The following is a 24268-nucleotide window of genomic DNA, read 5'->3' as shown; positions in this document are numbered from 1 at the left end:
GATTCCACTGCACCCGCGCCCAGCGGGCCAACATCCAATTCCATTGCTGAGCAGTGCCCGGCTAACCTCGAAGAGCCGCGATAGGACCGACGTGCTCGATGGCTTGGACCCAATGATGGTGCGCCAGACCGATTCCGAAGAAGATCACGTTACCGGTCTGCGCATTGGCGAACACCCCGCCACGAGCCAGATAGGTGTAAGAATCGAGAAAGCCGTTGGCCGCGGTCAACAGCAGCGCGAACGCAGGGACGTCGAGGTTGCTGTCACGTCATGATTCTCTCAGTAATCACGGCTGGTGTTGATCCCGACTTCGATCGGCGTCAACTGATCAGAACCGCCTCGCCATCAACGATCACCTCCGGGTCCAGTACGCTCGCAACAAACGAGTCCGGCGGCCCCATCAGCCACGTCGGCTCCGACTCCGTAGACCAACGCGGTCACCGCAAGTGAGCCACGCCGATACCTGCGACCTGAGGTGTGTGCCCCCCAGATGGTGAAGGACTGCTCTGTGCGGCGCCGCGACAGCTGCGTTCTCGTAGTCGATGGGACTGACCAGCCCCATCGTGGAGTGCCGACGCTCGTGGTTGTAGAAGCCGTAACACCAGTTACGGCACACCGGGCTTCACGTCTGCAAGCGATTCGAACGCGTTGCGTGACAACACTTCCCACTGCACCGACGAGTAGACCGCTCGGCGGCAGCGTATCGAGACACGATCCGACTCGGCCCATCGACTGCCGGATGCCCATCTGCCGGCACAGCTGTGAAGCTGTTGGCTTTGTATACCGCTTGAGGTAGTTCGCTACCGGTCCACGAAGCAGTACCTACCTCAGGTTATTCGGGTAGTACTCTGGAGGTTCGCCGGTGGTCTCCATGGCGACAATAAACGCAAGAACGTCGGCCTTGTCGACACCCATCCTGACGTGGTATGCGAAGTCTGCCACAAACATTACCGACAACTTCGCGCACTCAATGCATCGCGATATCTCCTCTGGCGTAAGCGAATTCGGTGCAGCATCATTGAACGGATCTAGAATTTCTGAAATTGCCATGGTTCTCCCCCACTCCCAACGTGAGATAGAAGTAGTCGCTCGGTGTTGCATCAATACCGTTCAGTATGCCCGCACTTATGAGCTGCAATTCAGCATGTGTTAATTTACGCAACTTGGCTCCCAATAATTAGGCTAAGCGAGACACCGGCGTCGCGCCCCACACCACGCTCAGACCACCCACATCTACATCACAAGAGCGCAATTGTGACGTCACTTGCGTATCAAATGAAGTTCACACTTCAATCCTTCTAAGGGCGTACGACTGCGGAATATCCTCGTTTAGGTAATATTCATAGAGAACTTGTGCCGCCGACCGCGCGTTGAAGACCTCGCTCTCGTACACCGTCGTCGCGCTATTGCCAATCCCTATCACAATGTTTGGATGTCTCGATTGATCACATTCAGAAATTAACCCGACAACAAACTGGGCGACCTGACCTTTCTCAGTTCTTCGTATCTCGAGCGTCATCTTGTCAGCCCGCCCCGCAGCCTGTATGTAGAAATTCTTGGCTGCTAGCAATTCCGGAGATGCGAAGTCTCCAGACCAACCAGGCCTTGGCAGCTTACATAGGATTATCGAACAGTTGGAGTGACCGTCGAGTCCGCGTAGCTCGACTTCGAAATCGTCGGCCGTCTCGTGTGGACCGAGGTATAGGTCACCCAAACCGGTACTGATCAAATGCGTTGGCGTCGCCATACTAAATTCCTACCCGCCCCCTCAATCGTTGCTTCAGACTCACTGCACCAGGCTTCGAAGTCGGGTACACGCGTGATATCCCACCGTCACCCCGCACGCTTGACCGTCTCCTGATCAGCAAACGAACCCGGCGCCGCACCAGCCACGCCGACTCCGCTAACGAAGGCGGTCAGCGCCAGCACCACAGCCGCAACACCAGCCGGCACCCGACGCGACCTACCTGCCCGCCGTCGTTCACGCGAACTCGTGCCCACTGCCATCAAAGTCTCCTAGCCCGTTCGATCCGTTATCACGCACCGTTGATGTGTCATTCTGAACTTCAATGTGTGAAACTAAAGCACGCGGCAGAAGCTTCGGCAAATTGGCACACGGGCTCTATCGGGAAGTGTGGAGCAGTCGCTGCTCATCCGAGTTACGTGAGTACGCCGGAGCTGAATGGGATCTCGGCTTGTGCGCTACGTTTCCCGGTCACAGACCCAGGTTTCGGAGCACCGTCTCGGCCGCCTCGGCCGGCGCGCCGTCGGACGGGGTGAGAACGAGGTCGGCGTGTTCGGGCCGTTCATACGGCGAGTCGATGCCGGTGAACTGGCCGATCTCACCGCGCCGGGCCCTGGCGTACAACCCTTTCGGGTCGCGGCGCTCGCATTCGTCGAGTGGCGTGTCGACGAAGATCTCGTAGAAGGGCAGGCCGCGTTCGGCGTGGATCTCGCGGGCGCGGGTGCGTTCGTCGGCGAACGGCGAGATCAGCGACACGATGGCCACCGACCCGGAGTCGGCGAACAGCGCGGCGACCTCCGCGGTGCGGCGGATGTTCTCGCGCCGATCGTCGTCGCCGAAGCCGAGGTCGGAGTTGAGGCCGTGACGCAGGTTGTCGCCGTCCATCAGATAGGCCGGGCGCCCTTTGGCGACCAAGCGACGTTCCAGTTCGGTTGCCAGCGCGGACTTCCCCGACCCGGACAGCCCCGTGAGCCAGATGGTGACGCCCGGGTAGGGCCGGTGCTCCCGGGACACCTTGGTGGCCTGCCACACGATGTGGCTGTCGTGACTGACCGGCGCCGTGATCATTCCGGCCGCAACGGTCTCGTTGGTGGTCTCGTCGATCAGGATGAAGCTGCCGGTCTCCCGGTTGCGCCGGTAGGAGTCGAACATGACGGGCTGCTGCGTGTGCAGGGTGAGCCGACCGATCTCGTTGAGCGCCAACGATGTCGGTCCGGTTTCGCGGTGCAGGGTGTTGACGTCGAGCCGGTAGTTCACTCCGGTGACCTCGGCCCGGCTCGCCCGGGTACCGGCCATCAGTAGGTAGCGGCTCCGTTCGGCCAGGGTGGTGTCGGCGCTGAACCAGCACACCATCGCGTCGATGTCGCGTGCGACGTAGGGCCGATTGTTCGGGCGGGCCAGCATGTCCCCGCGCACGATGTCGATGTCGTCGGCCAGTTCCACCGAGCACGCCATCGAGGCGAACGCCTCGTCGACCTCGGTGCCGCCAGGCCCCCAGATCCCGGTGATCGTGGTGGTGAAACCACCGGGCAGCACGACCACCTCGTCGCCGCGGGCGAAGACACCGCCGGCCACCGTTCCGGCGTACGCGCGATGATCGGCGCCGTCGCCGCGTTGCGGCCGGATCACGAACTGCACCGGCAGCCGCGCATCGATGAGATTGCGGTCGGAGGCGATGTGCACGTTCTCGAGATGACCGAGCAGGGTGCGGCCGGAATACCACGCCATCGCCGGTGAGGCGTCGACGACGTTGTCGCCGCGCAGGGCCGAGATCGGGATGAAGGTGATCTCGCCGACGGTGAGCTTCGACGCGAAATCGGTGAACTCCGCGCAGATCTCGGCGAATCGCCGTTCCGAGAAGTCGACGAGGTCCATCTTGTTGACGCAGACCGTCAGGTGTGGGATGCCCAGCAGCGACGCCAGGAAGGCGTGTCGCCGTGTCTGCTCCAGCACGCCTTTGCGGGCGTCGATCAGGATGATCGCCAGATCTGCGGTGGATGCACCGGTCACCATGTTGCGCGTGTACTGCACGTGCCCCGGCGTATCGGCGATGATGAATTTCCTTCTCGGCGTGGAGAAGTAACGGTAGGCCACGTCGATGGTGATGCGCTGCTCACGTTCGGCGCGCAGGCCGTCGGTGAGCAGCGCCAGGTCGGCGAATTCGTCACCGCGTGCGGCGCTGGTGCGTTCGATCGATTCGAGCTGGTCGGAGAAGATCGACTTGGCGTCATACAGCAGCAGGCCGATGAGCGTCGACTTGCCGTCGTCGACCGATCCCGCGGTGGCCAGCCGTAGCAATTCGCCTGCCGCACCCGGTGTCTGGATGTCGCCGGCGGTCACGGGGACTGCATTCATCAGAAGTAGCCTTCTTTCTTGCGGTCTTCCATGCCCGCCTCGGAGATGCGGTCGTCGGCGCGGGTCGCGCCGCGTTCGGTCACGCGGGTGGTGGCCACCTCCTCGATCACCTTCGCGACGGTGTCGGCGTCGCTGCGCACGCATCCGGTGCAGGTGGCATCCCCGACCGTCCGGAATCGCACCCGCTCGGTGTGCGCACTCTCCCCGGGTGCACGCACGAGAAATCGGGTGTCGGCCAACAGCATTCCGTCACGGGCGATCACCGGACGGTCGTGTGCGTAGTAGATCGGGGGTAATTCGATGTGCTGCGCGGCGATGTACTGCCAGATGTCGAGTTCGGTCCAGTTGCTGAGCGGGAACACCCGGATGTGCTCGCCCTTGTGGTGCCTGCCGTTGTAGAGGTGCCACAGTTCCGGCCGCTGTGCGCGCGGATCCCAGGCGCCGAACTCGTCGCGGAAGCTGAAGATCCGTTCCTTGGCGCGCGCCTTCTCCTCGTCGCGCCGGGCGCCGCCGAACACCGCGTCGAAGCGGTTCTCGGTGATCCCGCGCAGTAATGCGGTGGTCTGCAACCGGTTTCGACTCGCTCCCGGACCCGTCTGCTCGACCACGCGCCCGGCGTCGATGTCGTCCTGGACCGAACTGACCACCAGCCGCGCCCCGGTTCGCGCGGCAACCCGGTCACGGAAGTCGATCACCTCGTCGAAGTTGTGTCCGGTGTCGACGTGCATGAGCGGGAACGGAACCGGCGCCGGCCAGAACGCGCGGCGGGCGAGATGGAACATCACCACCGAGTCCTTGCCGCCCGAGAACAGCAGCACCGGCCGCTCGAAGGTCGCGGCCACCTCCCGGAAGATATGGACCGACTCGGCCTCGAGCGCATCGAGGTGACCCAGTTCGTAATGCCCCCTCGACACATCGTGTCCACGTGCGGGGATTTCCGCGGATGACGCTGTCACTCTGCGCTCCTTGACATGTCGAATAGTCGACACCGAGTATTGACTATGTGACGGACACGGTAAGCGAGTCGAACGGCCAGGGTCAACAACCGATGCGGTCACCGTCACCGCCCACCGCACGCGTCGTGCAGGTCATCGAGGCCCTCTGCGCCGACGAGCACCCACTGACCCTTGCCGACATTGTCCGCCGGACCGGCCATTCCCGCGCGACGGCACACGCCGTCGTCACCGAACTCTGCAATCGTGAATGGGTGATGCGCCTGCCCGACGGCACATACACGACCGGATCCCGGCTGATCGGTCTCGCCGCAGGAATCACACGCGCCGATCACCTCACCCGCCGCGCACGCCCGACGCTCGATGCCCTCGCCGGCGAACTCGGCGTCGACTGCTTTGTGGCGCGGCGCGTCGGCGACGAGATCGTCATCGTCGATCACCGACCCCGCCCTGATCACACCGGCGCCGACGGGACGGCAGCCGGCTCGGCCCTGCCCCTACGGCCGCCGGTCTGCCGAGAATTCATCGCCTGGGAGCCTGCCGAGGTGCGTGCGGAGTGGATTGCGCAGGCCCCGGTCGCGCTACGCACCCGACTGGGCCTCGCCCTCGACGCCGTCCGCGAGCGCGGGGCATCCATCGAGCGGATGACCGACGACCACGTCGCCGTCCTGACCGCACTGAACTCGTTGGAACGGACGGCTGTGCCGCAGGGTGTGCGATCCCAGGTCGGCGAGTTGCTCGGGCATCTGACGGCCATCGACTACCTGCCCGCCGAGCTGGCCGCGGCCGCCGGTGAGCGGGTGGCGGTGGTGACCGTGGGCGCGCCCGTTCTCGACGCCTCGGGCTCCGTGGTGGCCTCGGTGGTGAGTTGCCCCAACCGTTCGATCGCCGTGCCCGAGCTGGACCGCATCGTCGCCGCGACGCGAGCGGCCGCCGAGCAGTTGGGCGCAGCACCGGGAACCCAGCGCGCGAGCGCTTCACGAAACGGGTAGCTGCACTGCCATGCCAGCGCGCTAGCACAGCCCTCCGACAGAAACGAACGCCCATTCATACCTCGAAACGTGTTGTCCACAAGCGGCATTCGATCCACAGAATGCGCAGATTCGGGTGCCATTGTCGGCGCATGCGTGTAGGATGGAGACATCGCATCGATCGCCAAGGGGGGCACCATGATCGCCGACGTCACCGTCGAAAGCACTGACACCGCAGCCATTCTGGCCGGCATTGTCGACCAGCTGGCCGAACTCCGCACCCGCCCCGACATGACCGGGCCGCAAGCACACGCCGCACTGCAACAGATCCTGCTGATCCGCAACCTCGCCGACCATCATGCAGCCGCGTTCACCGGTGAACTCGACCGCCTGGGTGTCGCCGACGGCCACGGGCGCCGCCTGCGGGAACTGCTGGTCGTGATGGGGTGCGCGCCCGCCGTCGCCGCCCGGTTCGTACGGATCGGCACCGCCACCGACATCGACCCACTGCGACGCCACGCGGCCGATGGTTCGATCTCGTCCGAACACGCCGACGCGATCGTGCGGGGCCTGTCGCACATCGAAACCCGATCGGTCGAACCAGTCGAACCAGAAATGCGGTTGGCGCAGTTGATGTCACTGATGTCGTGGTCGTCGGCGGGCATGACGCCGGCCCAGATCACCGATCACGCCCGCACCATCGCCAACGAACTCGCCGCCGACACCGACGATGGCAAACCTGCCGCCGAAGACAAAGCCATCAACGAACTCGGCTACCACAAAACCGATGACGGCCGCCTCGACGTGCGCGCCAACCTCGATGCCGTCGCCGGGGAGAAACTGCACAGCCTGGTCGAATCACTATCCGCGCCGAAACCTCAGCCCGACGGTTCGCACGATCCGCGGTCGGCCGATCGCAAGCGTGCCGATGCTCTCGAGACGATCCTCGAGCTTGCCGAGAAGGGTCTCGCCGACGAGACCGTGTCGTGCAAACCCACCGGCGGCGTCCTGTTGACGATTCCTGCCGATGCCCCGAAACTGTCCGCACTCGAGTTCATGGGCTCGGTGACACCTGCGACCGCGAAAACGTTGGGTTGTGATGCCGCGGTCACCGTCGTCATCGTCGACGGCGAACAGGTGCCGTTGAACGTCGGACGCGAGAAGCGGTTGTTCACGCCGTCGCAACGAAAAGCGCTGCTGCTCAGGGATAAATGCTGCGTGAAGTGCGGTGCACCCGCATCGCGCACCCAGGCACACCACCTCGTGTCGTGGGCTGATGGTGGCGCTACCGACCTCGACAACGGGTGCCTCCTCTGCACCGCCTGCCACCACGACGTCCACGACAGAGCCGGCGCCGGGAGCGAAGCGAGCGGGCCGAATGATCACTGGGATGTGGTGATGGGATTCGACCGGCATCCGTGGCTGATACCACCCGCCACCATCGACCCCAAACGACGACCACTCCCCGCCTACAACCGGCGCACCCTACGACTCGACAACGCGGCCTGACACCAGCTGCCTGAAACCAGCTACCTGTTCGTTGAGAACTTCATAGGGCCTCGGCCCAGCACACGGCGCCGTCGATGTCGCGATCCGGAGTCACGGTAACCCGCCACTACCAACCAAGCACTTGCTAGGTTACGCTCGGGAGCATGAGTGCCGCCGCCCTCCCTCCCGTGCTGACTCCCGACGATCTCGGCTCGGATACCACTCCGGTCGCCTACGAGACGGGCGGGCCGGGCGGCGCGGTCGCCTACGTGACGCTGAATCGGCCCGAGTACCGCAACGCGCAGAACTCGGTGATGACCTACTCCCTCGACGCGGCGTTCCGGAAGGCCGTCGACGACGCGGACGTGAAGGTGATCGTGCTTCGGGCCAACGGCAAGCACTTCTCCGCCGGCCACGACATCGGTACGCCCGAACGCGACTTCGACACCTTCTACGAGAACGCGGCGGTTCTGCACTGGGATCACACCGACAAGTCGGGAGCCGATCAGCGTCTGGCCCGCGAGATGGAGGTGTACATGGGCATGTGCCGGCGGTGGCGTGACATTCCCAAGCCGATGATCGCGCAGGTCCACGGCGCATGCATCGCCGGTGGCCTGATGCTGGCGTGGGTGTGCGACTTCATCGTCGCCTCCGACGACGCATTCTTCGCCGATCCCGTTGCGCGCATGGGCATTCCCGGCGTCGAGTACTTCGCACACGCCTACGTGCTCGGGCCGCGGCGCGCCAAGGAGATCCTGTTCACCGGCGAGCGTTTCACCGCCGTACAGGCCGCCGAATGGGGCATGGTCAACCACGTCGTCGAACGCGACGGGCTGGCCGGCAAGGTGGACGGCATCGCCGAGAAGATCGTCGAGATGCCGATGCAGGGTCTGTTCCTCTCGAAGAAGGCCGTCAACATCTGCGAGGACCAGATGGGTATGCGCAACGCGATGGATTCGGTGTTCGGATGGCATCACTTCGCCCATTCCGCCAACGCCGAGGCATCGGGCGGGGATTCGCTCGGCGGGATGGACGCGAAGTCGATGAAGCAGGCGAATGGGGCGGGGGCCTGACGTGGATCTGTTGTTCGACGATGCGGCACAGGCGTTTCGGGCCGAGGTCCGATCCTGGCTCGCCGCTCATGTACCGGCCGAGCCGTTGCCGTCGATGGACACCGCGGCGGGGTTCGAGGCGCACCGCGAGTGGGAAGCGACGATGGCCGCCGACCGCATGTCGGTGGTCAGCTGGCCCGTCGAGTTCGGCGGCCGCGACGAGCCGCTGCTGCACTGGCTGATCTTCGAGGACGAATACTATCGGTCGGGGGCTCCAGGCCGAGTCAGCCAGAACGGCATCTTCCTGCTCGCCCCAACACTTTTCGAGCACGCGCACCCGGAGCAGCTCGAGCGGATCATGCCCCGGATGGCCCGCGCCGACGACATCTGGGGTCAGGCATGGAGCGAACCGGAGGCGGGTAGCGACCTGGCGTCGCTACGGTCGCGCGCGGCCCGCACCGACGGCGGCTGGCTACTCAACGGGCAGAAGACGTGGAGCTCGCGGTCGTCGTTCGCCGACCGGGCCTTCGGGCTCTTCCGCACTGATCGGGAAGCGCAGCGGCACAAGGGATTGACGTACTTCATGTTCGACCTGCGTGCGCCCGGCGTGACGGTGCGACCGATCGCCCAGCTCGACGGTGAGCCCGGCTTCGCAGAGCTGTTCCTGGAAAACGTCTTCGTCCCGGACGATCCGGCCGATCCGGGTGCGTCCGGCGTGATCGGCGCCGTCGACAATGGATGGAAGGTCGCGATGAGCACCGCCGCCAACGAGCGCGGACTCTCGCTGCGCGCCCCCGGGAGATTCCTCGCGACCACGGACCGGCTCGTCGAGCTATGGAAGGCGCAGCGTGATGCGGTGCCCGCGACCGCTGCTGCCGACAAGGGCGTCGCCGACGCGTGGATCGGTTCGCGCGCGTACGAACTCTCGACGTATCAGACGGTCAGCCGTCTCGCGGCCGGTGTGCAGCTGGGTATGGAGTCGTCGATCAACAAGGTCTTCTGGTCGCAGTGGGACATCGCCGCCCACGAGACCGCACTGGACCTGCAGGGCTCCGAAGCCGAGCTCGACGACCCCTGGCTCGACGGGTACCTGTTTTCGCTCTCGGGCCCGATCTACGCCGGCACCAACGAAATCCAACGCAACGTGATCGCGGAACGCCTGCTGGGCCTGCCGCGCGGGGACCGGTGAGCACGATGGACTTCCTTCGTTCCGACATCCACGACGATCTCGTCGCGAGCATCGACGCGTTGCTCACCAAGGCCGACAGCGCCGCGGTGGCCCGCGCCTGGGCCGCCGGCGACCGCGCTCCCGCGGCCGCCGTCGTCACCAAGCTCGCGGAGATCGGCGTGTTCGGCCTGATGATCGACGAGGCGGCCGGCGGCTCCGGTGCCGGAGCGGTCGAGATGGTGGTGGCCGCCGAAGAACTCGGTCGCCACGGCTTTCCGGGGCCGCTGGCCGAAACCCTGGCCGTCGCACCGGCGGCATTGCGTTCGGCCGGTCAGCACGAGACGCTCGAGCGCATCGCCGCGGGCGAGCTCGTCACCGTCGCCGCCCCGCCGCTCGCGCCGCTGGCCGCCGACGTCCCCGCGGCGTCGGCGGTGTATCTACTCGCCGACGGTGCACTCAGCACAGCCGAAGCGGTGCGTACCGAACGGTCGGTGGACACCACGCGGACCGTATCGACCGTGCGCGCGGTACAGACCGTCGCCGACGGCGTCGACGCCGGGCGCGCCACCGACTTGGGCGCGCTGGCCACCGCCGCCCAACTCCTCGGCCTCGGTCAACGCATGCTCACCCTGGCGTCCGAATATGCCGTGGCCCGCGCACAATTCGGCCGTCCGATCGGGTCCTTCCAGGCGGTCAAACATCACCTCGCGGACGTCGCGATCGCCGTCGAGATGGCCCGGCCCCTGGTGTACGGCGCGGCCGTCGGCGCCGACGGGGGTGCGCCCGCGGGAACCGACGTCGCCCGCGACATCTCGGCCGCCAAGGTGGCCGCCGCCGACGCCGCGAATCTCGCGGCGCGGCACTCGCTTCAGGTGTTCGGCGCCATCGGCTACACCGCCGAACACGACCTGTCGCTGTACCTGACCAAGACCCGGGCCCTGATCGGTGCGTGGGGCACTCCGGCCGCCCATCGGGCCCGCATCCTGGAGACGCTATGACGGTCCCCGCACCGGCCGACGCCGTCTCGCCCGAAGATCGCCGCGCACTCCGTGATTCGGTTGCGACGTTGTTGCGGCAGCGCGCCGACTCGACGGCGGTGCGCAAGGCGATGACGTCGACGCCGCGTATCGACCGGTCGTTGTGGCAGACACTGTGCGCCGAGATCGGCGTCGCAGCGCTGCCGATCCCAGAGGAATTCGGCGGCGCGGGTGCAAGTTTCGTCGAAACCGGCCTCGTGCTGGAGGAACTCGGCGGCACGCTGGCGTCGGTGCCGGTGTTCTCCTCGGCACTCGCGGCGGCCGCGATCCTCGCCACCGGCGACGACGCCGCAGCCGCCCGCCTGCTGCCCTCGATCGCCACCGGCGAGCAGGTGGTCGCGCTGTGCTGGGCCGAGGGCGCCGGGTGGTCGGCGCCCGGGGTACGCGCCGAGGCCGGATTGCTGTCGGGCACCGCCCATTACGTACTCGACGGCGAATGCGCCGATCACCTGCTGGTACTTGCCGGAACGGACGCGGGACCCACGGTGCACGACGTGGACGCCCGCGCCGAAGGCGTCACCATCACGCCACAGCCGCTGCTCGACCCGACCCGGCCGCTGGCCACCGTGACCTTCGACGACGTGCCCGCCACCACAATCACCGCCCGCACCGGCACGGTCGTCGCTCTGCGCACCGCGGCGTGGGCGCTGCTGTCGGCCGAGCAGGTCGGCGGCGCCGCACGGACTCTGGATCTGACGGTTCGACACAGCCAGGAGCGCACCCAGTTCGGCCGGGCCATCGGCTCCTTTCAGGCCCTCAAACACCGGATGGCCGACATGTACGCCCTCGTCGAGACCTCCCGCTCACTGGCGACGGCGGCGCTCGAAGCCCTCGCCGCCGGATCGGCCGACGCCGACGACCTCGCCGCCGCCGCCCACGTCCACTGCTCCGAGGCCTATTACCGCGTCGCCGGTGACGCCATCCAGATCCACGGTGGCATCGGCATCACCTGGGAACACGACATCCAGCTGTACTTCAAACGCGCGCAGTCGAGTTCGCAACTGTTCGGTCAACCGCACGAAGTGGTGGCCGAACTGGCCCGGCGGTTGCAACCGAACGAGAACTGAATTCCCGCCGCCGGGATGCCCGCTATCGACGTGCACGCCACCGGTGCGCGACCGCCGCATGCAGCGGCCCGCTCAGCAGCAGCAGGAGTAGCGACCACATCCCGACGTCGTGGAACACCGCGGTCACGACCATCGCGATGGTCAGCATGATGATCGTGCTGAGGTCGGGCGGACCGGCCAGCCAATGTTCGGTCTCGGGTGAGTCGTCGAGCAATTCCCGGTGCGACCGGCCCCACAGCGCCATGGCCGACAGAGATGCGATCGACACCCACAGCACCGTCAGATACGCCAGATTCGCCCATTCGATCTCGCGCCCGCTGATGAGCGCGGTGACGAACGGCAGGGCCACGATCGTGAAGAGCCACAGGAAGTGGAGTCTGAACAGGACCTCGTCGTAAGACCGGAAGTACTCCATCATCGAGTGGTGGTTGCGCCACAGCACCCAGATCACGATGAAGCTGATGAGGAAGCCGATCACTTGGTCGGAATGGTCGGAGAACACCTGCCACACGGTCATGCCTTCGGTGAGATCGTGGGCAATGTCGACCAACGGCAGGACGAGCAGCGTCAATGCGATCGCGACGACCGCGTCGGTGAACGCGATGAGCCGACGAAATCCTTCCTCGGTGCGACGGTGCGAGTCTGCCATGGGAGCACTGTAGCCCGCTTGCCCCGCCCCGACCGGTCAGGAGGAGTCGCCGGATAGCCGATCCGCGGCGCCGATTGCGTTCGCCGTGGGATCTCCAGATACTCGCCCAGCAGGACGACGAATTGTTGTGCGCACCGATTCTGCTCGTTCTCGATCCATGGCCCGTGCTACGAACCGTAGCCCTCGTGCTGATCGCACTGACCAGCCGGTAGCTCGGGTTGCTGGGTATCGCCATGGCCACCGGCCTGGCCATCGTCCTGCGGTGTGGCGTCGAACTGCCGGAACACCACTGGCGGTCGGTGTTCGAGGATCTTCCACGCGCCGCCGGTCCCACAGCGTCGGCTGTGTCGGACGATCAGGACTCGAAAGCCGCGGTCACCGTGGCCTCATCGAGGCCGTAGTCGGCGAGCCGATAGCTGTGCCGCGGGGCCCGCACGCCCGAGTGACTCTCCTCGTCGAGCTCACGCATCGCCGCCCCCGCCGCCGAAGACACCTCGGTGCCCAGCGCCGCGTAGACCCGGCGGACCACCCCGAACGGGTCGGAGCGCAGCTCGGCGAAGTCGACGTCGAGGAATTGACGCCGGTCGTATCGTGCCCGCGCCGTGGAGAACTCGTGCAGCCCACGCGACCACAGTTCCAGTTGCGACTCGCCGATCTGCTCGCCGACGAAGGTCGTCGACCATCCCGGGGTGGCGTGCTCGGCGAGGCTGCACATCGACGCGATGATCGTCTCCGGTGCCCGGTGGGTCTGGATCACCAACGCATCCGGGTAGGTGGCCATCAGCGCGTCGAGGGCGAACAGATGGCTGGGATTCTTGAGCACCCAACGCTTCTCGAGATCATGGGAGCCGATCAGTTGCAGGTTGCGTTTGTGCCGCGCATACGCCGGCGTCCAGTCCTGACCGGCCAGCCAGCGCGAGTACGTCGGCACATGCGCCAGCGACTCGTAGGAGACCGACATGATGCTCTGCCGCAACAACTGCCAGCATTCCTCGACCTCACCGGCATCCATGTAGTGCAGGCCCATGAATTCGGGGTTATCGACGTGATGGCGCGCGAAGCCCGCGTTGATCTGCCGGAACACCGGATTGTCGGCCCAGGTGTCGCGCGGTGGCCGCGGCTGCGGGAAGTCGCACAGCCACATCTCGAGTCCCTGATGCGCCGGGTCTGCGGTCAACAGCCGGTGCAACGCGGTCGTCCCGGTCCGGGGCAGGCCGGTGACGAACACCGGACGGGTGATCGGCACGTCGACATATCCCCGATTCGCCTGCCACGACGCCTCGCTGAGCAGGCGGGCGACCAGCGCACCCTTGAGGAAGAACCGGAACATCTTGCTGCCCAGCGCGCTCAGCCCGGCCTCGTCCGCATACGACGCCAGCAGAGTCCGCAGCGCGTCGCGATAGCCGTCGTCCTCGCCGAAATCGTCGAGACCGGTTGCCCGCATGGCCGATTCGTGCAGATCGTCGACAGTTCCCACCTGCGTGGAGGTGGCGCGGACGGAAGCCGAGCTAGTCATGGTATTCCCCGCAATTCACGTCCAGGGTGTGGCCGGTGATGGCCCGCGCCATCGGCGACGCCAGGAAGACGACGGCGTCGGCGATCTCGTCGGGTTCGGGCAGACGTTTCAGATCCGAGCGGGCCGCGGTCTGTTGATACACCTGCTCGGCGGTGATGCCGTACTTCTCGGCGACCTCGCCGAAGTACCACTTCAGTTGATCGTCCCAGATGTATCCCGGCGCCACCGAGTTGATGCGGATTCCCTTGTCCCCCAGTTCGGTGGCCAGCGTCTGCGACATCGCCAGCATCGCCGACTTCGTCAATTTGTAGCTGCCGTAGCGGGGTTCGGAGTGGCGGATGACCATCGAGTTGATGTTCACGATGGCACCCGACCGGTCGGCGAGCGCGTCGGTGAATGCCTTGATCACCCGCAATGTACCCAGCACCGTGAGGTCGAGACTCGCGGCGATCTGGTCGAAGTCGGTGCGGGCGAGGGGTTTCATCGACGGCAGCGCGAAGGCGTTGTTGACCAGGACGTCGACCCCGCCGAATTCCTCGACCGCCGCGGCGACCAACGCGTCGACGGCAGCGTCGTCGGTGATGTTGGTGGGTACCACCAACGTGCGCCCGTCGATCTCGGCGGCGACTTCTTTGAGCCGCGACTCGGTGCGGGCGGCCAGCACCACGTCGGCGCCGGCGGCCGCGGCACGGCGACAGATGGCACGCCCGAGCCCCGGACCCACACCGGAGACGACGACGACCTTGCCTGCCAGTACCCCGCCGGGTGCTACCCCGCCGGCGCCGTTCATGCGAGCATCCTGGCCGCGAACTGCCGCTGCCGCAGCGCGATCCGCTGCGACCATTCGTGCTCGTCGATGCGGTTGTGGTCGACGAAGGGCAGATGGGCCGCCACATCTGCGAAGTCGACGACCTGTGCGCTCGGTCCCAGATCGGGGGTGATGGGCGCGTCGGTCCGCTGCCAGCGGAACTGCAGAATCCCCTGACCGCGGCCGGTCGTCTCGATCCAGTTGGTCACACCCGGATTGCGGTGCGCGAGCACCATCCGGATCATCCCGTCCGGATCGACCTGTGCCTGAGCCGAATTGAGGCTCGTCTGGTGATTGACGTAGTCCAGGGAGATGTACCACATGCTGCCGAGCTGGAATCCCTGATAGGGCGCGGCCGATCGGGGCACGGTGATGACCATCGCCTCGTCCTCGCCGAGCCGGTAGTGGCCCACCGAGGAGAATTGGGTGGCCAGCCCGCCCGGTGTCAGGCGCGGCGCGGTGAAGGCGTTGACCGGCTCGTCGAGGTAGAACCACTTCGGGAAGTTGAACCAGGTGTTGATGCGTGCGGTCAGCATCTTGGCGGCCGTGCGATACCGGCGCTCGACCCGCTCGAGATCCGGTTCGGGGGGCGCGGTTCCGGCGGTGTCGACACGTTCGATGGCGATGGCACCCTTGGTCGCCGACCACTCCGAGTACACCTCGCGCACCGAGAGGGTGGTCGCCCCTTCCGGCAACACGAGCTCGCCCGGCGCCGGCGCCGATCCGGCGGGCCGGAAGGTGATGTCGAAGGTGCCGTCGGCTTCGATCGCAAGCCGCCGGTCATCGAATGCATCATCCCCACCGGGGACCGCGTCCGGGGTGTAATCGCCGCGCAGCACCTGGAAACTCAGGTCGGCGGTGGTGCCACGCCGACCGCGGACCCGGTAGGTTCCGGTTGGCTCGATGTCGGCGTGCAGATACAACGTATCCGGGTTGTCCAGGCCCATCTTGGTGTACGGCCCGGTCGACGTGACAAACACCGGGTGCGTCAGATTCCGGGTGCGCACCAGATGCAGGATGGCCGAGATGCTGCCGGCGAGATAGTCGAGGCCCTCTGCGAGGTCCTGTTCGCCGGTGACGAAATCGGCTGTGCGAATGAGGTTCTCGGCCTCGATGATCGCCGCGGTGAACGGGCCGGTGGCGGCCGGCGTCACCGGGTCGGCCGAGGTGGTGGTCGCGGCGCTCATAGCCAGGTGTCTCCTCCGGTCCAGGTCAGGAAGTTCTCCAACTCGGCCTGCGCCGGGGTCACCCGCGGATGTTCGGTGGACAGGTAGCCGCCCCGGTAGAACAGCAGCGGCTTGTCCTGCAACACCTCGCCGAGCGTCTGCGCGCGGCCGATGACGATGTGGTGGTCGCCGCCATCGGTCACCTGCTCGATGGTGCAGTCGACCCAGGTCAGGCAATGCCGGATCACCGGAAGCCCGGACGGGGACCGGTCCCAGGCGATGCCGGTGAACTTGTCGTCGCGGGGTGCGCCGAAACTCGCGCTGACGTCCTGCTGCCGGTTGGACAGCACGTTGACGCAGAACGCGCCGCGCTCTTCGATCACCGTCCACGTGCGTGAGGTCTTCTGCGGACAGAACAGCACCAGCGGCGGGTCGAGGGACAGCGCGGCGAACGACTGGCAGGCGAAACCCGCGGGCCGGTCGTCGTCGGTGAGGGTGGTGATGACGGTGACGCCGGTGCAGAATTGCCCCATCGCCGTCCGGAATTGTCTGGTGTCGAAGTCTGCGGAGCCGTAGGGCGTGTGCGCACTCATGATTCGGCGTCCGGCCCTAACCGCGGAAGCCGATGGTGAAATCGTGTCCCCACAGGCTGACCGCAGTACTCTCCCGGGCGATCCACTCGTCGTCGTCGACGGTTCTTCCCTCGCAACCGAATTCGACGTCGAAGCCGCCCGGCGTCTTCATGTAGAACGACAACATCAGGTCGTTGACGTGGCGGCCCAGGCTGGCCGACATCGGCACCTTGCGGCGCAGCGCCCGGTCCAGGCACAGGCCGACATCGTCGGAGTTGCCCACCTCCACCATCAGATGCACGATCCCGGTCGGGTTCGGGATGGGCAGGAATGCCAGCGAATGATGTCGTGGGTTGCATCCGAGGAAGCGCAGCCACGGCGACTCGTCGCCCTCCTCGCGGCCGACCGCTTGCGGTGGCAGGCGCATCGAATCGCGCAGGGAGAACCCGAGGACGTCGCTGTAGAAGTCCAGGGCGGCCTTGTCGTCGGAGCAGGTGAGCACCACGTGCCCGAGGCCCTGCTCGCCGGTGACGAAGCGGTGCCCGTAGGGGCTCACGATCCGTCGATGTTGCAGTGCCACACCGTGGAAGGCCTCCAACGTGTGGCCGGCCGGGTCGTCGAACACGATCATCTCGACCACCTGCCGGTCGAGTAGTTCCTCGTCCTTGGCCTCGCGGTACACGATTCCCGCGGCCGACAGCCGGTCCCGAACCTCCTGCAGCGCAGCAGCATTGGCACACTCCCAGCCCGAGGAGGCAAGCCGGTCGTGTTCGCCAGGCACGATCACCAGCCGCGCCGGGAAATCGTCCATGCGCAGATACAGGGCGCCGTCGGTCGCTCCCTTGCCCTCGACCATGCCGAGGACCTTGAGTCCGTACTCGCGCCACGCGCCGACGTCGGTCGCCTCGATGCGCATGTAGCCCAGGGATCGGATGGGACTGTCGGTCATGTCTGCTGCTCCTGTATTCGCTGTGCCTGTCATGCGCCCCGTCACGGCCGGTCAGACCATGGTGTCGCCGACCGGAATCCCGAACTCGCCGTTGCCGAATGCCACATACGCCCGTTCGGGATCGTTGGCGGCATGCACGCGCCCGGCATGCGCGTCACGCCAGAACCGCTGGATCGGCGAGTCCAGGTCGAGCGCTCCGGCGCCGGAGTTCTCGAAGAGACTGTCGATGGCGGCGATCGCCCGGCCGGTGGCGCGCACCTGGTCACGACGGGCGGCCAGCCGCAGCTCCATCGGGATCTCCTCGCCGGCGAGGATGAGGTCGTATTCGGCGGCCAGATTGCCCGACACCTGACGCCAGGCAGCGTCTATGTCGCTGGCGGCACCGGCGATCCGCACCTTGGCGAACGGATCGTCCTTGGACTTCTCGCCGGCATAGGCCGCGCGTACCCGCTTGCCCTGATGCTCGACGTGCGAGTGGTAGGCGCCGTACGCCATTCCGATGATGGGCGTCGAGATGACGCTCGGATGGATGGTGCCCCACGGCATCTTGTACACCGGGGCGGTGTTGCGCTCGAGTCCCGGGCTGCGATATTCGGCCATGGTGCGCATTGACAGCACGCGGTGGCTCGGCACGAAGGCATCCTTGACCTGCAGCGTGTTGGAGCCGGTCCCCTTGAGCCCGACCACATTCCACGTGTCCTTGATCGTGTAGTCCGAGCGCGGGAGGAGGAAGCTGACGAAGTCGACGGGCTTGCCCCGCTTGATCACCGGGCCGCCCACGAAGGTCCAGTCGGCGATCTCGCATCCCGAGGAGAAGGCCCAGTTGCCGTTGACCTTGTATCCGCCGTCGACGACCTCACCCATTCCCATCGGGGCGTACGACGAGGAGATCCGGACCGAGGTGTCCTTACCCCAGACGTCTTCCTGCGCCTGCTGGTCGAACAGGGCCAGATGCCAGTTGTGGACACCGACGATGCCCGACACCCAGCCCGTCGACCCGCAGGCGGTGGACAAACGGCGGACGGCCTCGTAGAAGGTGACCGGGTCGACCTCGTAGCCGCCCCACTGCGCGGGCTGCATGAGCCGGAAGAAACCGGCGCTCTCGAGGCTGGAGACCGTCTCGTCGGGAATCCGCCCCAGATCCTCGGTCTGCTGGGTCCGTTGTTCGAGCTCGGGCAGCAGCGCGTTGATCTTTTCGAGGACCGCCTCGGCTGCCTCGCTGCGCTGATGCGCTGATGGGAACCGCTGATGATCAGAACCGCTCCGTTGTGCTGGCATCTCGCCCATTCCTGTCTCCCCGCCTGTTCTCGTCGTGTGCCCGGTCCCGCCGGCAACCTTCACGCTGTACGATTTCGAGACTAGAACACGTTCTTATTTATGTCGAGCGCTGGGACTTTGGGCCCTTTTCCTGCCCCGTTTCCCACATCGCACCCGGCAATCGGCCACCATTTTTGTAACATGTTCTAGTATTGGTCGTACGCGATTTGCGTGCAGCAGCACGATGGGAGATGGCCACATGGCTGTGACAGCTGGTTCCGGGCCCGCACACACCGGCGGAACCGATTCGGGTGTGCGTGAGATCGACACCGGCACCCCGCCGACCCGCTTCGCCCGGGGATGGCACTGCCTGGGCCTGGTGAACGACTTCCGCGACGGCGCACCCCACCCGGTGCATATCTTCGGCACCAAGCTCGTCGTCTGGGCCGATACGTCAGGTGAGATCAAGGTCCTCGACGCCTACTGCAGGCACATGGGCGGCGATCTCTCCCAGGGCAGCGTCAAGGGTGACAACGTCGCCTGCCCCTTCCACGGCTGGCTGTGGAAGGGCAACGGCCGATGTGCCGGCGTGCCGTACGCCAAGCGCAACCCGAAGCTCGCCAAGACGCGCGCGTGGCCGACGATGATCCGCAACGGGCAGGTCTTCGTCTACCACGATCCCGAGGGCAATCCGCCACCGGACGACTGCATCATCCCGGAGCTGTCGGAAGTCGGCGACGACGAATGGACGCCGTGGACCTGGAATCGGATCGTCATCGAGGGCTCCAACTGCCGCGAGATCATCGACAACGTCGTCGACATGGCGCACTTCTTCTACGTGCATTTCGCGCTGCCCGACTACTTCAAGAACGTCTTCGAGGGCGAGACCGCCGCGCAATACATGAACTCCCATGGGCGCCCGGACATCTCGCTCGGTACCGCCTACGGCGACACCCGCCTGGAGTCGATCGCCGCCTATTACGGACCGTCCTACATGCTCAATCCGATGGTGCAGTACTACGGCGGATACGCCGTCGAGACCATCCTCACCAACTGCCACTACCCCATCGACGAGAATTCGTTCGTGCTGATGTACGGCGTGATGGCCAAGGTCCCCGAGGGCCTCTCCGCCGAGCAGGCCGCCAAGATGGCCACCAAGATCACCGCGGGCATCGAAGTGGGATTCATGCAGGACGTCGAGATCTGGAAGCACAAGACCCGCATCGACAATCCGCTGCTCGTCGAGGAGGACGGCCCGGTGTACCAGCTGCGACGCTGGTATGAGCAGTTCTACGTCGACAAGGCCGACGTCACCGACGAGATGACGCAACGCTTCGAGTACGAGATCGACACCGTCAAGGCGGTCGAGAGCTGGAACATCGAGGTGCAGGAGAACATTCGGCGCCGCGAGGAGCAGCAGGCGGCCGACGAGCAGACGGCCGAGAGCGCCGAGTCGCGGGTCTGAGCCGATGACGCGCGCAGCCGGCTGGTCCAAGGCCCCCGATCTCACCACCGATCCCGCGCGGCTGGAGCGGGTACGCGAGGCGACCACCCGCGACCGCGACCACTATCTGCGCGGCGGCATGACCGAGATCGAATGCCGCTCGTGCCACGCCTGCGTTCTGGTCAAGAAGACCAGCCCGCATCACACCACCGTGCAGTGGAATGCGCAGGCCCGCGCGCGTTGTGACGAGCTCGAGGAGATCCGTCGGGCCGGCGGGAATCCGGCGATGATGCGGACGTGTCCGCGGTTGTCGGCGAGTATCGATCACGGTGTGGCCGAGGGGATCATCCCCGCGCACTCACCGGAGTCCGATCCCGACGGCTATTGGTGAGCACCGGCCACTGCAGGGCCGCGGCCGTCAGGGCCACGACGACGGTCAGCAGTCCGAGGACGAGGGTCGCGATCGCGCCCCAGCCCGCGTCCAACAGCGGTCCCGGCGTGTCGATCGCGTCGATCACCGCGGCGTCGAACAGGTGCGTCGCCGGGTCGGCCACCGCCTCGGCGGCGACGACGACCGTCGCCACTCCCGCGGCGGTGATCACCGCCGCGGCCCCGAGAACCGCGATCCGGTTGCGCCGGATCGGCTTCCACCACGCCAGCAGCGCGACCAGCGCGATGACGACGCCGAGAATCAGGGTGACCAGTGCGGGCCGATGCGTGTGGGCGCCGAAGGCGGCCGCGACATCGGCGGTCGCCGCGGCCTTCGCGTCGACGCCACCGAGACCACTGACCTCCAGCTGCGCGCCCTGGTCGGAGTAGCCCCAGGTCGCCTGGGAACATCCGGCGACGGCCACGCCGGCGATGGCCAGGACCGGCCACAGGAACGGCCGGATTCGGTCGGTGACTCGCTTCGGGACGGCGGTGTCGGGAACGCTGCTCACCGTTCCAGCGTGCCACGCGCCAGGGGCTGCGCTGCCGGCGACGCGGTCTCGGCGACCGCACGCGCGGTCACGATCGTCCACGCGCAGAGCAGGGCGACGAATCCGGCGTCGGCGGTCACCGTGAACAGCATGACCCCGAATACCGTGCCGCCCAGAACTGTCGCCAGCGCCGCGGAGCCGGTGACGAAGGTGCCCAGCGGGAAGGTGAACGACCACCACGTCAACCCGAACGGCAGGCCGCGGGCGATCGAACGCGCGGTGATGGTCGCGGCGACCACGATCCAGCACGCGGCGGCGACCCAGACCGGAATCGCATACGCCAGGCCGACGTCACGCACGACTCGGGCGGTCGGCGCATCGAGCACCGCTGCCGCGGTGTGCGGGAGCAGGCATGCGGCGGTCACCGACTGCCCCAGCGGGCCGAGCACGATCCACCAGGTGGGTGCGAGCCCGTCCGGCCCCGGGCCGGTCGTCACCAGTCGCCGCACCACCGCGACGAGGATGGGCGATGCCAGGATCAGCGAGATGGCGAGGGCGAGGGCACCGACGAGCAGGAGGATCCGGCTCGTCGCGGCCGAGTCGACGGACGCGGCCAGCACCGCGGCCGCCGACGCCGTCACCGTCGGCCCCACCACCGACATCAACCAGCCACCGAACGGCTCGCCCCGGTCGCCGGCACGTCCGACGAGGTGGCGGGCCGGCACCAGCACCGCGGTGACGACCGCACCGATCGTCCCGACGGTGAAGCACACCGCGTCGACGGCGAGTGCGGCACCGTGGCCGATCACGTGCGAACCCGCGACGAGGGTGGACGTGCCCACCGTGAGGATCGCCATCGGCACGGCACCGTAGAAATGCGCGGTCACCGGGTGCCGGTGATGCTCGCGGGCGACGTCGGGATGCCGATACCAATGGGCCGCGGTCGCGGTGACGACCCCGGCGAACACGATGCAGGTCAGCAGCCAGAACGCGACCGACAGCCCGGTGAGTACGGCGCTGCGGTCGTCGATAGCGTGCGCGGCGACCGCGACGATCCCGGTTCCCATGACCGACGCGAACCAGTTCGGCGGTACGTGGGCGAACCGGTCCGGGCGCAGGGTCCACGACCGCGCGGGCACACCGAGAAGAGTCATGGCCCCTACGGTCGCCGTCTGCGGGCGCAGGCAGTAGAGGCCGATTGTCTGCAACCCCTACAAACGGCACTTGTATGGTGGGCGAATGCTGAGCTCGCGCATGCCCGACCTGCCGTCCCTGGAGACGCTGCTCGCGGTGATCACCCACGGCAGCCTCAATGCGGCCGCCACCGAACTGGGCATCACCCAGCAGGCGGCGTCGGCACGCATGCGGGCGCTGGAGGCGACGCTCGGGGTCTCGCTGCTGAACCGTTCACCCACCGGGACCACCCCGACCGAAACAGGAATCCTCGTGTCGGAGTGGGCCGATCGGCTACTCACCGCGGCCGACGAATTCGACACCGGGCTGGCCGCGCTGCGCCAAGAGCGCCGTGATCAACTGCGGCTGGCCGCCAGCCTGACCATCGCCGAGCACTTGTTGCCACGCTGGCTGGTGTCGTTCGGACGGACCGAACACGGGGCCTCGGCCTCCCGCCCCAAGGTGTCGTTCACCGCGACGAACTCCGAACACGCCTGTGAAATGGTGCGCGCCGGTGACGTCGAACTCGGATTCGTCGAGGGGCCCGAGGTGGCGCCCGGTGTGCACAGCCGGATCGTCGCACGCGACACCCTGCTGCTCGTGGTGCCCCACGACCATCGGTGGGCTCGCCGCCGCACCCCCGTCACCGCCGACGAATTGGCGCGTACCGCGCTGGTCGCTCGCGAAACAGGCTCGGGCACAAGACGGTTCCTCGAACGTCAGCTCGGTCGCGCGGTCGGTGCCGACGTTGGGCGTGCACAACCGGTCCTGGAACTGTCGACGTCGGCGGCGGTGCGCTCGGCGGTGATCGCCGGAGCCGGGCCGGCCGTACTGTCGGATCTGGCGGTGCGCGACGACCTCGGACGCCGCCTCGTCGCCGTACCGCTCGCCGACCTCGATCTGCGTCGGGCACTGCGCGCCGTCTGGATCGGTGGCCGCCACCCCGCAGCCGGAGCGGCCCGCGAATTCCTCACCCACGTCGCCGCCACACGGCAGTAGGTCCCGATACGCCCCATTCGCGGTGAGTTTCGGCGAGGATCGAGGTCAGTCCCTCTGGGCCAGATCCTCTCTGGGCCACCATCCGAATAGGCGAGAAGGGCACGACATGACCAGTTACTCCGCCCCGGTCGGCGCACCGACCTGGTTCGATCTGACGAGCAGCGACCCGGCACGGGCCGTCGACTTCTACGGCGCGATCTTCGGCTGGGAGGTCGAGGGTCCCCCACGCGCCGAGTTCGGCGGCTACCAGAACTTCACCCGCAACGGCAGACGCATCGCCGGGTTGATGCCGCACATGGCCGAGGCCGGCCCGGCGAATGTGTGGTCGGTGTACCTGCACACCGATGACCCGGAGACGACGGTGCAGGCCGTCGAGAAGGCCGGCGGAACCATGATGGTGCCGCCCATGGCCGTCGGCGAGGAAGGCACCATGCTGGTCGCTGTCGACACCGCCGGCGCGGCGATCGGGTTCTGGCAGCCGAACCGTCACGTCGGCTTCAGTGAATGGGGTACGCATGGCACCCCGTACTGGTTCGAGTGTCAGAGCAAGGACTATGCAGCCTCGCTCGACTTCTACCCACAGGTGATCGGCGCCCGCATCGAGGAGGTCGGCACCGGCGGCGACCCCGACGCCGTCGGCCCCGACCATTACGGCCAGGTCTTCGTCGGCGAGCAGTCCTACAGCGGGATCATGGACGCCGCGAAGATGTTTCCGCCCGAGGTCGGCTCCTTCTGGCAGATCTATGTGCGCGTCGACGACGTCGCCGACACCGTGAAGCAGGCGGAGTCCCTCGGCGCCGAGGTCCTGATGGGCGGCGAGGAGACCCCGTACGGCACTCTCGCAGCCCTCAAGGATCCGCTCGGCGCCGCCTTCTGCCTCGGCCACCCGCCGGCCGGGATGTAGCAGCGGTTCGATGGCGGGCTCCAGCTTTCAGCGATTTGCTTCCCGCTCACCTATTTGCTTCCCGCTCACCGAGATC

The 24268-nt window shown here is 66.6% G+C and carries 21 protein-coding genes and 2 pseudogenes; 10 read left to right on the top strand and 13 right to left on the bottom strand.

The features are described 5' to 3' along the window. Window positions 1–73: 73 nt before the first annotated feature. From ACPXB3_RS14725 to cysD, 4 genes and pseudogenes are all read right to left on the bottom strand, one after another. Window positions 74–267: pseudogene (locus ACPXB3_RS14725) on the bottom strand (YoaK family protein); the annotation flags it as partial. Between the two features lie 133 nt (window positions 268–400). After that, a pseudogene (locus tag ACPXB3_RS14720) lies at window positions 401–592 on the bottom strand (hypothetical protein); the annotation flags it as partial. A 1623-nt stretch (window positions 593–2215) separates the two neighbouring features. Beyond that, window positions 2216–4099 carry an adenylyl-sulfate kinase gene (gene cysC / locus ACPXB3_RS14715; protein ID WP_425728137.1) on the bottom strand — a complete coding sequence of 628 codons (1884 nt, stop codon included), beginning with the start codon at window positions 4097–4099 and terminating at the stop codon, window positions 2216–2218. Then, complete coding sequence (cysD, locus tag ACPXB3_RS14710) at window positions 4099–5055, bottom strand: sulfate adenylyltransferase subunit CysD (protein ID WP_425728135.1); 957 nt, start codon at window positions 5053–5055, stop codon at window positions 4099–4101. Before cysD ends, cysC begins: the two co-directional genes overlap by 1 nt. 92 nt (window positions 5056–5147) lie before the next feature. On the opposite strand from cysD, the gene ACPXB3_RS14705 reads away from it, so the two are divergent. From ACPXB3_RS14705 to ACPXB3_RS14680, 6 genes are all read left to right on the top strand, one after another. Continuing rightward, window positions 5148–6044 carry a helix-turn-helix domain-containing protein gene (locus tag ACPXB3_RS14705; protein WP_425728133.1) on the top strand — a complete coding sequence of 299 codons (897 nt, stop codon included), beginning with the start codon at window positions 5148–5150 and terminating at the stop codon, window positions 6042–6044. 177 nt (window positions 6045–6221) lie between these two features. Continuing rightward, entirely contained in the window at window positions 6222–7532 is a 1311-nt protein-coding gene (locus ACPXB3_RS14700) for a DUF222 domain-containing protein (RefSeq protein WP_425728131.1), read from the top strand. 143 nt (window positions 7533–7675) lie between these two features. Then, complete coding sequence (locus ACPXB3_RS14695) at window positions 7676–8584, top strand: enoyl-CoA hydratase (protein WP_425728129.1); 909 nt, start codon at window positions 7676–7678, stop codon at window positions 8582–8584. Window position 8585: 1 nt separating this feature from the next. Next, window positions 8586–9752, top strand: a complete 1167-nt coding sequence (locus ACPXB3_RS14690; RefSeq protein WP_425728127.1) for an acyl-CoA dehydrogenase family protein — start codon at window positions 8586–8588, stop codon at window positions 9750–9752. A 5-nt stretch (window positions 9753–9757) separates the two neighbouring features. Further along, window positions 9758–10729 (top strand): acyl-CoA dehydrogenase family protein, encoded by a 972-nt coding sequence (locus ACPXB3_RS14685; RefSeq protein ID WP_425728125.1) that lies wholly within the window; start codon window positions 9758–9760, stop codon window positions 10727–10729. Next, window positions 10726–11835 (top strand): acyl-CoA dehydrogenase family protein, encoded by a 1110-nt coding sequence (locus ACPXB3_RS14680; RefSeq protein WP_425728123.1) that lies wholly within the window; start codon window positions 10726–10728, stop codon window positions 11833–11835. The genes ACPXB3_RS14685 and ACPXB3_RS14680 overlap by 4 nt, the downstream gene beginning before the upstream one ends. Before the next feature lie 22 nt (window positions 11836–11857). On the opposite strand, the gene ACPXB3_RS14675 is transcribed toward ACPXB3_RS14680, so the two are convergent. From ACPXB3_RS14675 to hsaA, 7 genes are all read right to left on the bottom strand, one after another. Next, window positions 11858–12484 carry a TMEM175 family protein gene (locus tag ACPXB3_RS14675; protein ID WP_425728121.1) on the bottom strand — a complete coding sequence of 209 codons (627 nt, stop codon included), beginning with the start codon at window positions 12482–12484 and terminating at the stop codon, window positions 11858–11860. Between the two features lie 355 nt (window positions 12485–12839). After that, a complete protein-coding gene (locus tag ACPXB3_RS14670) occupies window positions 12840–14000 on the bottom strand; it encodes a sulfotransferase family protein (protein WP_425728119.1) in 1161 nt (386 codons plus the stop codon). Beyond that, window positions 13993–14790: an SDR family oxidoreductase gene (locus ACPXB3_RS14665; RefSeq protein ID WP_425728117.1), complete on the bottom strand. Its 798-nt coding sequence runs from the start codon at window positions 14788–14790 to the stop codon at window positions 13993–13995. Before ACPXB3_RS14665 ends, ACPXB3_RS14670 begins: the two co-directional genes overlap by 8 nt. Continuing rightward, window positions 14787–15995 carry a hypothetical protein gene (locus tag ACPXB3_RS14660; protein WP_425728115.1) on the bottom strand — a complete coding sequence of 403 codons (1209 nt, stop codon included), beginning with the start codon at window positions 15993–15995 and terminating at the stop codon, window positions 14787–14789. Before ACPXB3_RS14660 ends, ACPXB3_RS14665 begins: the two co-directional genes overlap by 4 nt. Beyond that, on the bottom strand, window positions 15992–16567 hold the full coding sequence (hsaB, locus tag ACPXB3_RS14655; protein ID WP_425706296.1) for a 3-hydroxy-9,10-secoandrosta-1,3,5(10)-triene-9,17-dione monooxygenase reductase subunit: 576 nt from the start codon (window positions 16565–16567) through the stop codon (window positions 15992–15994). The genes ACPXB3_RS14660 and hsaB overlap by 4 nt, the downstream gene beginning before the upstream one ends. Before the next feature lie 16 nt (window positions 16568–16583). Next, a complete protein-coding gene (gene hsaC, locus ACPXB3_RS14650) occupies window positions 16584–17495 on the bottom strand; it encodes an iron-dependent extradiol dioxygenase HsaC (protein WP_425728113.1) in 912 nt (303 codons plus the stop codon). Window positions 17496–17546: 51 nt separating this feature from the next. Continuing rightward, window positions 17547–18782: a 3-hydroxy-9,10-secoandrosta-1,3,5(10)-triene-9,17-dione monooxygenase oxygenase subunit gene (gene hsaA / locus ACPXB3_RS14645; RefSeq protein ID WP_425728111.1), complete on the bottom strand. Its 1236-nt coding sequence runs from the start codon at window positions 18780–18782 to the stop codon at window positions 17547–17549. A gap of 229 nt (window positions 18783–19011) precedes the next feature. Here hsaA and ACPXB3_RS14640 point away from each other — a divergent pair, with 229 nt between their 5' ends. Both ACPXB3_RS14640 and ACPXB3_RS14635 read left to right on the top strand, forming a co-directional pair. After that, window positions 19012–20217 (top strand): Rieske 2Fe-2S domain-containing protein, encoded by a 1206-nt coding sequence (locus tag ACPXB3_RS14640; protein ID WP_425728109.1) that lies wholly within the window; start codon window positions 19012–19014, stop codon window positions 20215–20217. 4 nt (window positions 20218–20221) lie between these two features. After that, on the top strand, window positions 20222–20587 hold the full coding sequence (locus ACPXB3_RS14635) for a hypothetical protein (protein WP_425728108.1): 366 nt from the start codon (window positions 20222–20224) through the stop codon (window positions 20585–20587). On the opposite strand, the gene ACPXB3_RS14630 is transcribed toward ACPXB3_RS14635, so the two are convergent. Together ACPXB3_RS14630 and ACPXB3_RS14625 are read right to left on the bottom strand one after the other, a co-directional pair. Beyond that, complete coding sequence (locus ACPXB3_RS14630; RefSeq protein WP_425728107.1) at window positions 20541–21137, bottom strand: hypothetical protein; 597 nt, start codon at window positions 21135–21137, stop codon at window positions 20541–20543. The two genes, ACPXB3_RS14635 and ACPXB3_RS14630, sit on opposite strands and share 47 nt — an antisense overlap. Beyond that, window positions 21134–22270 carry a TDT family transporter gene (locus ACPXB3_RS14625; protein ID WP_425728106.1) on the bottom strand — a complete coding sequence of 379 codons (1137 nt, stop codon included), beginning with the start codon at window positions 22268–22270 and terminating at the stop codon, window positions 21134–21136. Before ACPXB3_RS14625 ends, ACPXB3_RS14630 begins: the two co-directional genes overlap by 4 nt. 100 nt (window positions 22271–22370) lie before the next feature. Between ACPXB3_RS14625 and ACPXB3_RS14620 the strand changes: the two genes are divergently transcribed. Then, window positions 22371–23288: a LysR family transcriptional regulator gene (locus ACPXB3_RS14620; RefSeq protein ID WP_425728141.1), complete on the top strand. Its 918-nt coding sequence runs from the start codon at window positions 22371–22373 to the stop codon at window positions 23286–23288. Between the two features lie 106 nt (window positions 23289–23394). Continuing rightward, window positions 23395–24192, top strand: coding sequence for a VOC family protein (locus ACPXB3_RS14615; RefSeq protein WP_425728105.1), 798 nt, complete (start codon window positions 23395–23397; stop codon window positions 24190–24192). Window positions 24193–24268: the final 76 nt, after the last annotated feature.

The sequence above is a fragment of the Gordonia sp. DT219 genome, from assembly GCF_049847065.1.
GTDB lineage: Bacteria > Actinomycetota > Actinomycetes > Mycobacteriales > Mycobacteriaceae > Gordonia.
Note: the sequence above shows the minus strand (reverse complement) of the source record. Positions and strands in the feature narration are given on the sequence as shown.

What these genes read in the sequence shown, in the direction of transcription:
- hsaC (WP_425728113.1), bottom strand. Translation starts at nt 17,495, where the DNA reads ATGACCGACAGTCCCATCCGATCCCTGGGCTACATGCGCATCGAGGCG.
- ACPXB3_RS14625 (WP_425728106.1), bottom strand. Translation starts at nt 22,270, where the DNA reads ATGACTCTTCTCGGTGTGCCCGCGCGGTCGTGGACCCTGCGCCCGGAC.
- ACPXB3_RS14675 (WP_425728121.1), bottom strand. Translation starts at nt 12,484, where the DNA reads ATGGCAGACTCGCACCGTCGCACCGAGGAAGGATTTCGTCGGCTCATC.
- ACPXB3_RS14705 (WP_425728133.1), top strand. Translation starts at nt 5,148, where the DNA reads ATGCGGTCACCGTCACCGCCCACCGCACGCGTCGTGCAGGTCATCGAG.
- ACPXB3_RS14660 (WP_425728115.1), bottom strand. Translation starts at nt 15,995, where the DNA reads ATGAGCGCCGCGACCACCACCTCGGCCGACCCGGTGACGCCGGCCGCC.
- ACPXB3_RS14685 (WP_425728125.1), top strand. Translation starts at nt 9,758, where the DNA reads ATGGACTTCCTTCGTTCCGACATCCACGACGATCTCGTCGCGAGCATC.
- ACPXB3_RS14640 (WP_425728109.1), top strand. Translation starts at nt 19,012, where the DNA reads ATGGCTGTGACAGCTGGTTCCGGGCCCGCACACACCGGCGGAACCGAT.
- ACPXB3_RS14680 (WP_425728123.1), top strand. Translation starts at nt 10,726, where the DNA reads ATGACGGTCCCCGCACCGGCCGACGCCGTCTCGCCCGAAGATCGCCGC.
- hsaB (WP_425706296.1), bottom strand. Translation starts at nt 16,567, where the DNA reads ATGAGTGCGCACACGCCCTACGGCTCCGCAGACTTCGACACCAGACAA.
- ACPXB3_RS14695 (WP_425728129.1), top strand. Translation starts at nt 7,676, where the DNA reads ATGAGTGCCGCCGCCCTCCCTCCCGTGCTGACTCCCGACGATCTCGGC.
- ACPXB3_RS14670 (WP_425728119.1), bottom strand. Translation starts at nt 14,000, where the DNA reads ATGACTAGCTCGGCTTCCGTCCGCGCCACCTCCACGCAGGTGGGAACT.
- ACPXB3_RS14700 (WP_425728131.1), top strand. Translation starts at nt 6,222, where the DNA reads ATGATCGCCGACGTCACCGTCGAAAGCACTGACACCGCAGCCATTCTG.
- hsaA (WP_425728111.1), bottom strand. Translation starts at nt 18,782, where the DNA reads ATGGGCGAGATGCCAGCACAACGGAGCGGTTCTGATCATCAGCGGTTC.
- ACPXB3_RS14620 (WP_425728141.1), top strand. Translation starts at nt 22,371, where the DNA reads ATGCCCGACCTGCCGTCCCTGGAGACGCTGCTCGCGGTGATCACCCAC.
- ACPXB3_RS14665 (WP_425728117.1), bottom strand. Translation starts at nt 14,790, where the DNA reads ATGAACGGCGCCGGCGGGGTAGCACCCGGCGGGGTACTGGCAGGCAAG.
- ACPXB3_RS14615 (WP_425728105.1), top strand. Translation starts at nt 23,395, where the DNA reads ATGACCAGTTACTCCGCCCCGGTCGGCGCACCGACCTGGTTCGATCTG.
- cysC (WP_425728137.1), bottom strand. Translation starts at nt 4,099, where the DNA reads ATGAATGCAGTCCCCGTGACCGCCGGCGACATCCAGACACCGGGTGCG.
- ACPXB3_RS14635 (WP_425728108.1), top strand. Translation starts at nt 20,222, where the DNA reads ATGACGCGCGCAGCCGGCTGGTCCAAGGCCCCCGATCTCACCACCGAT.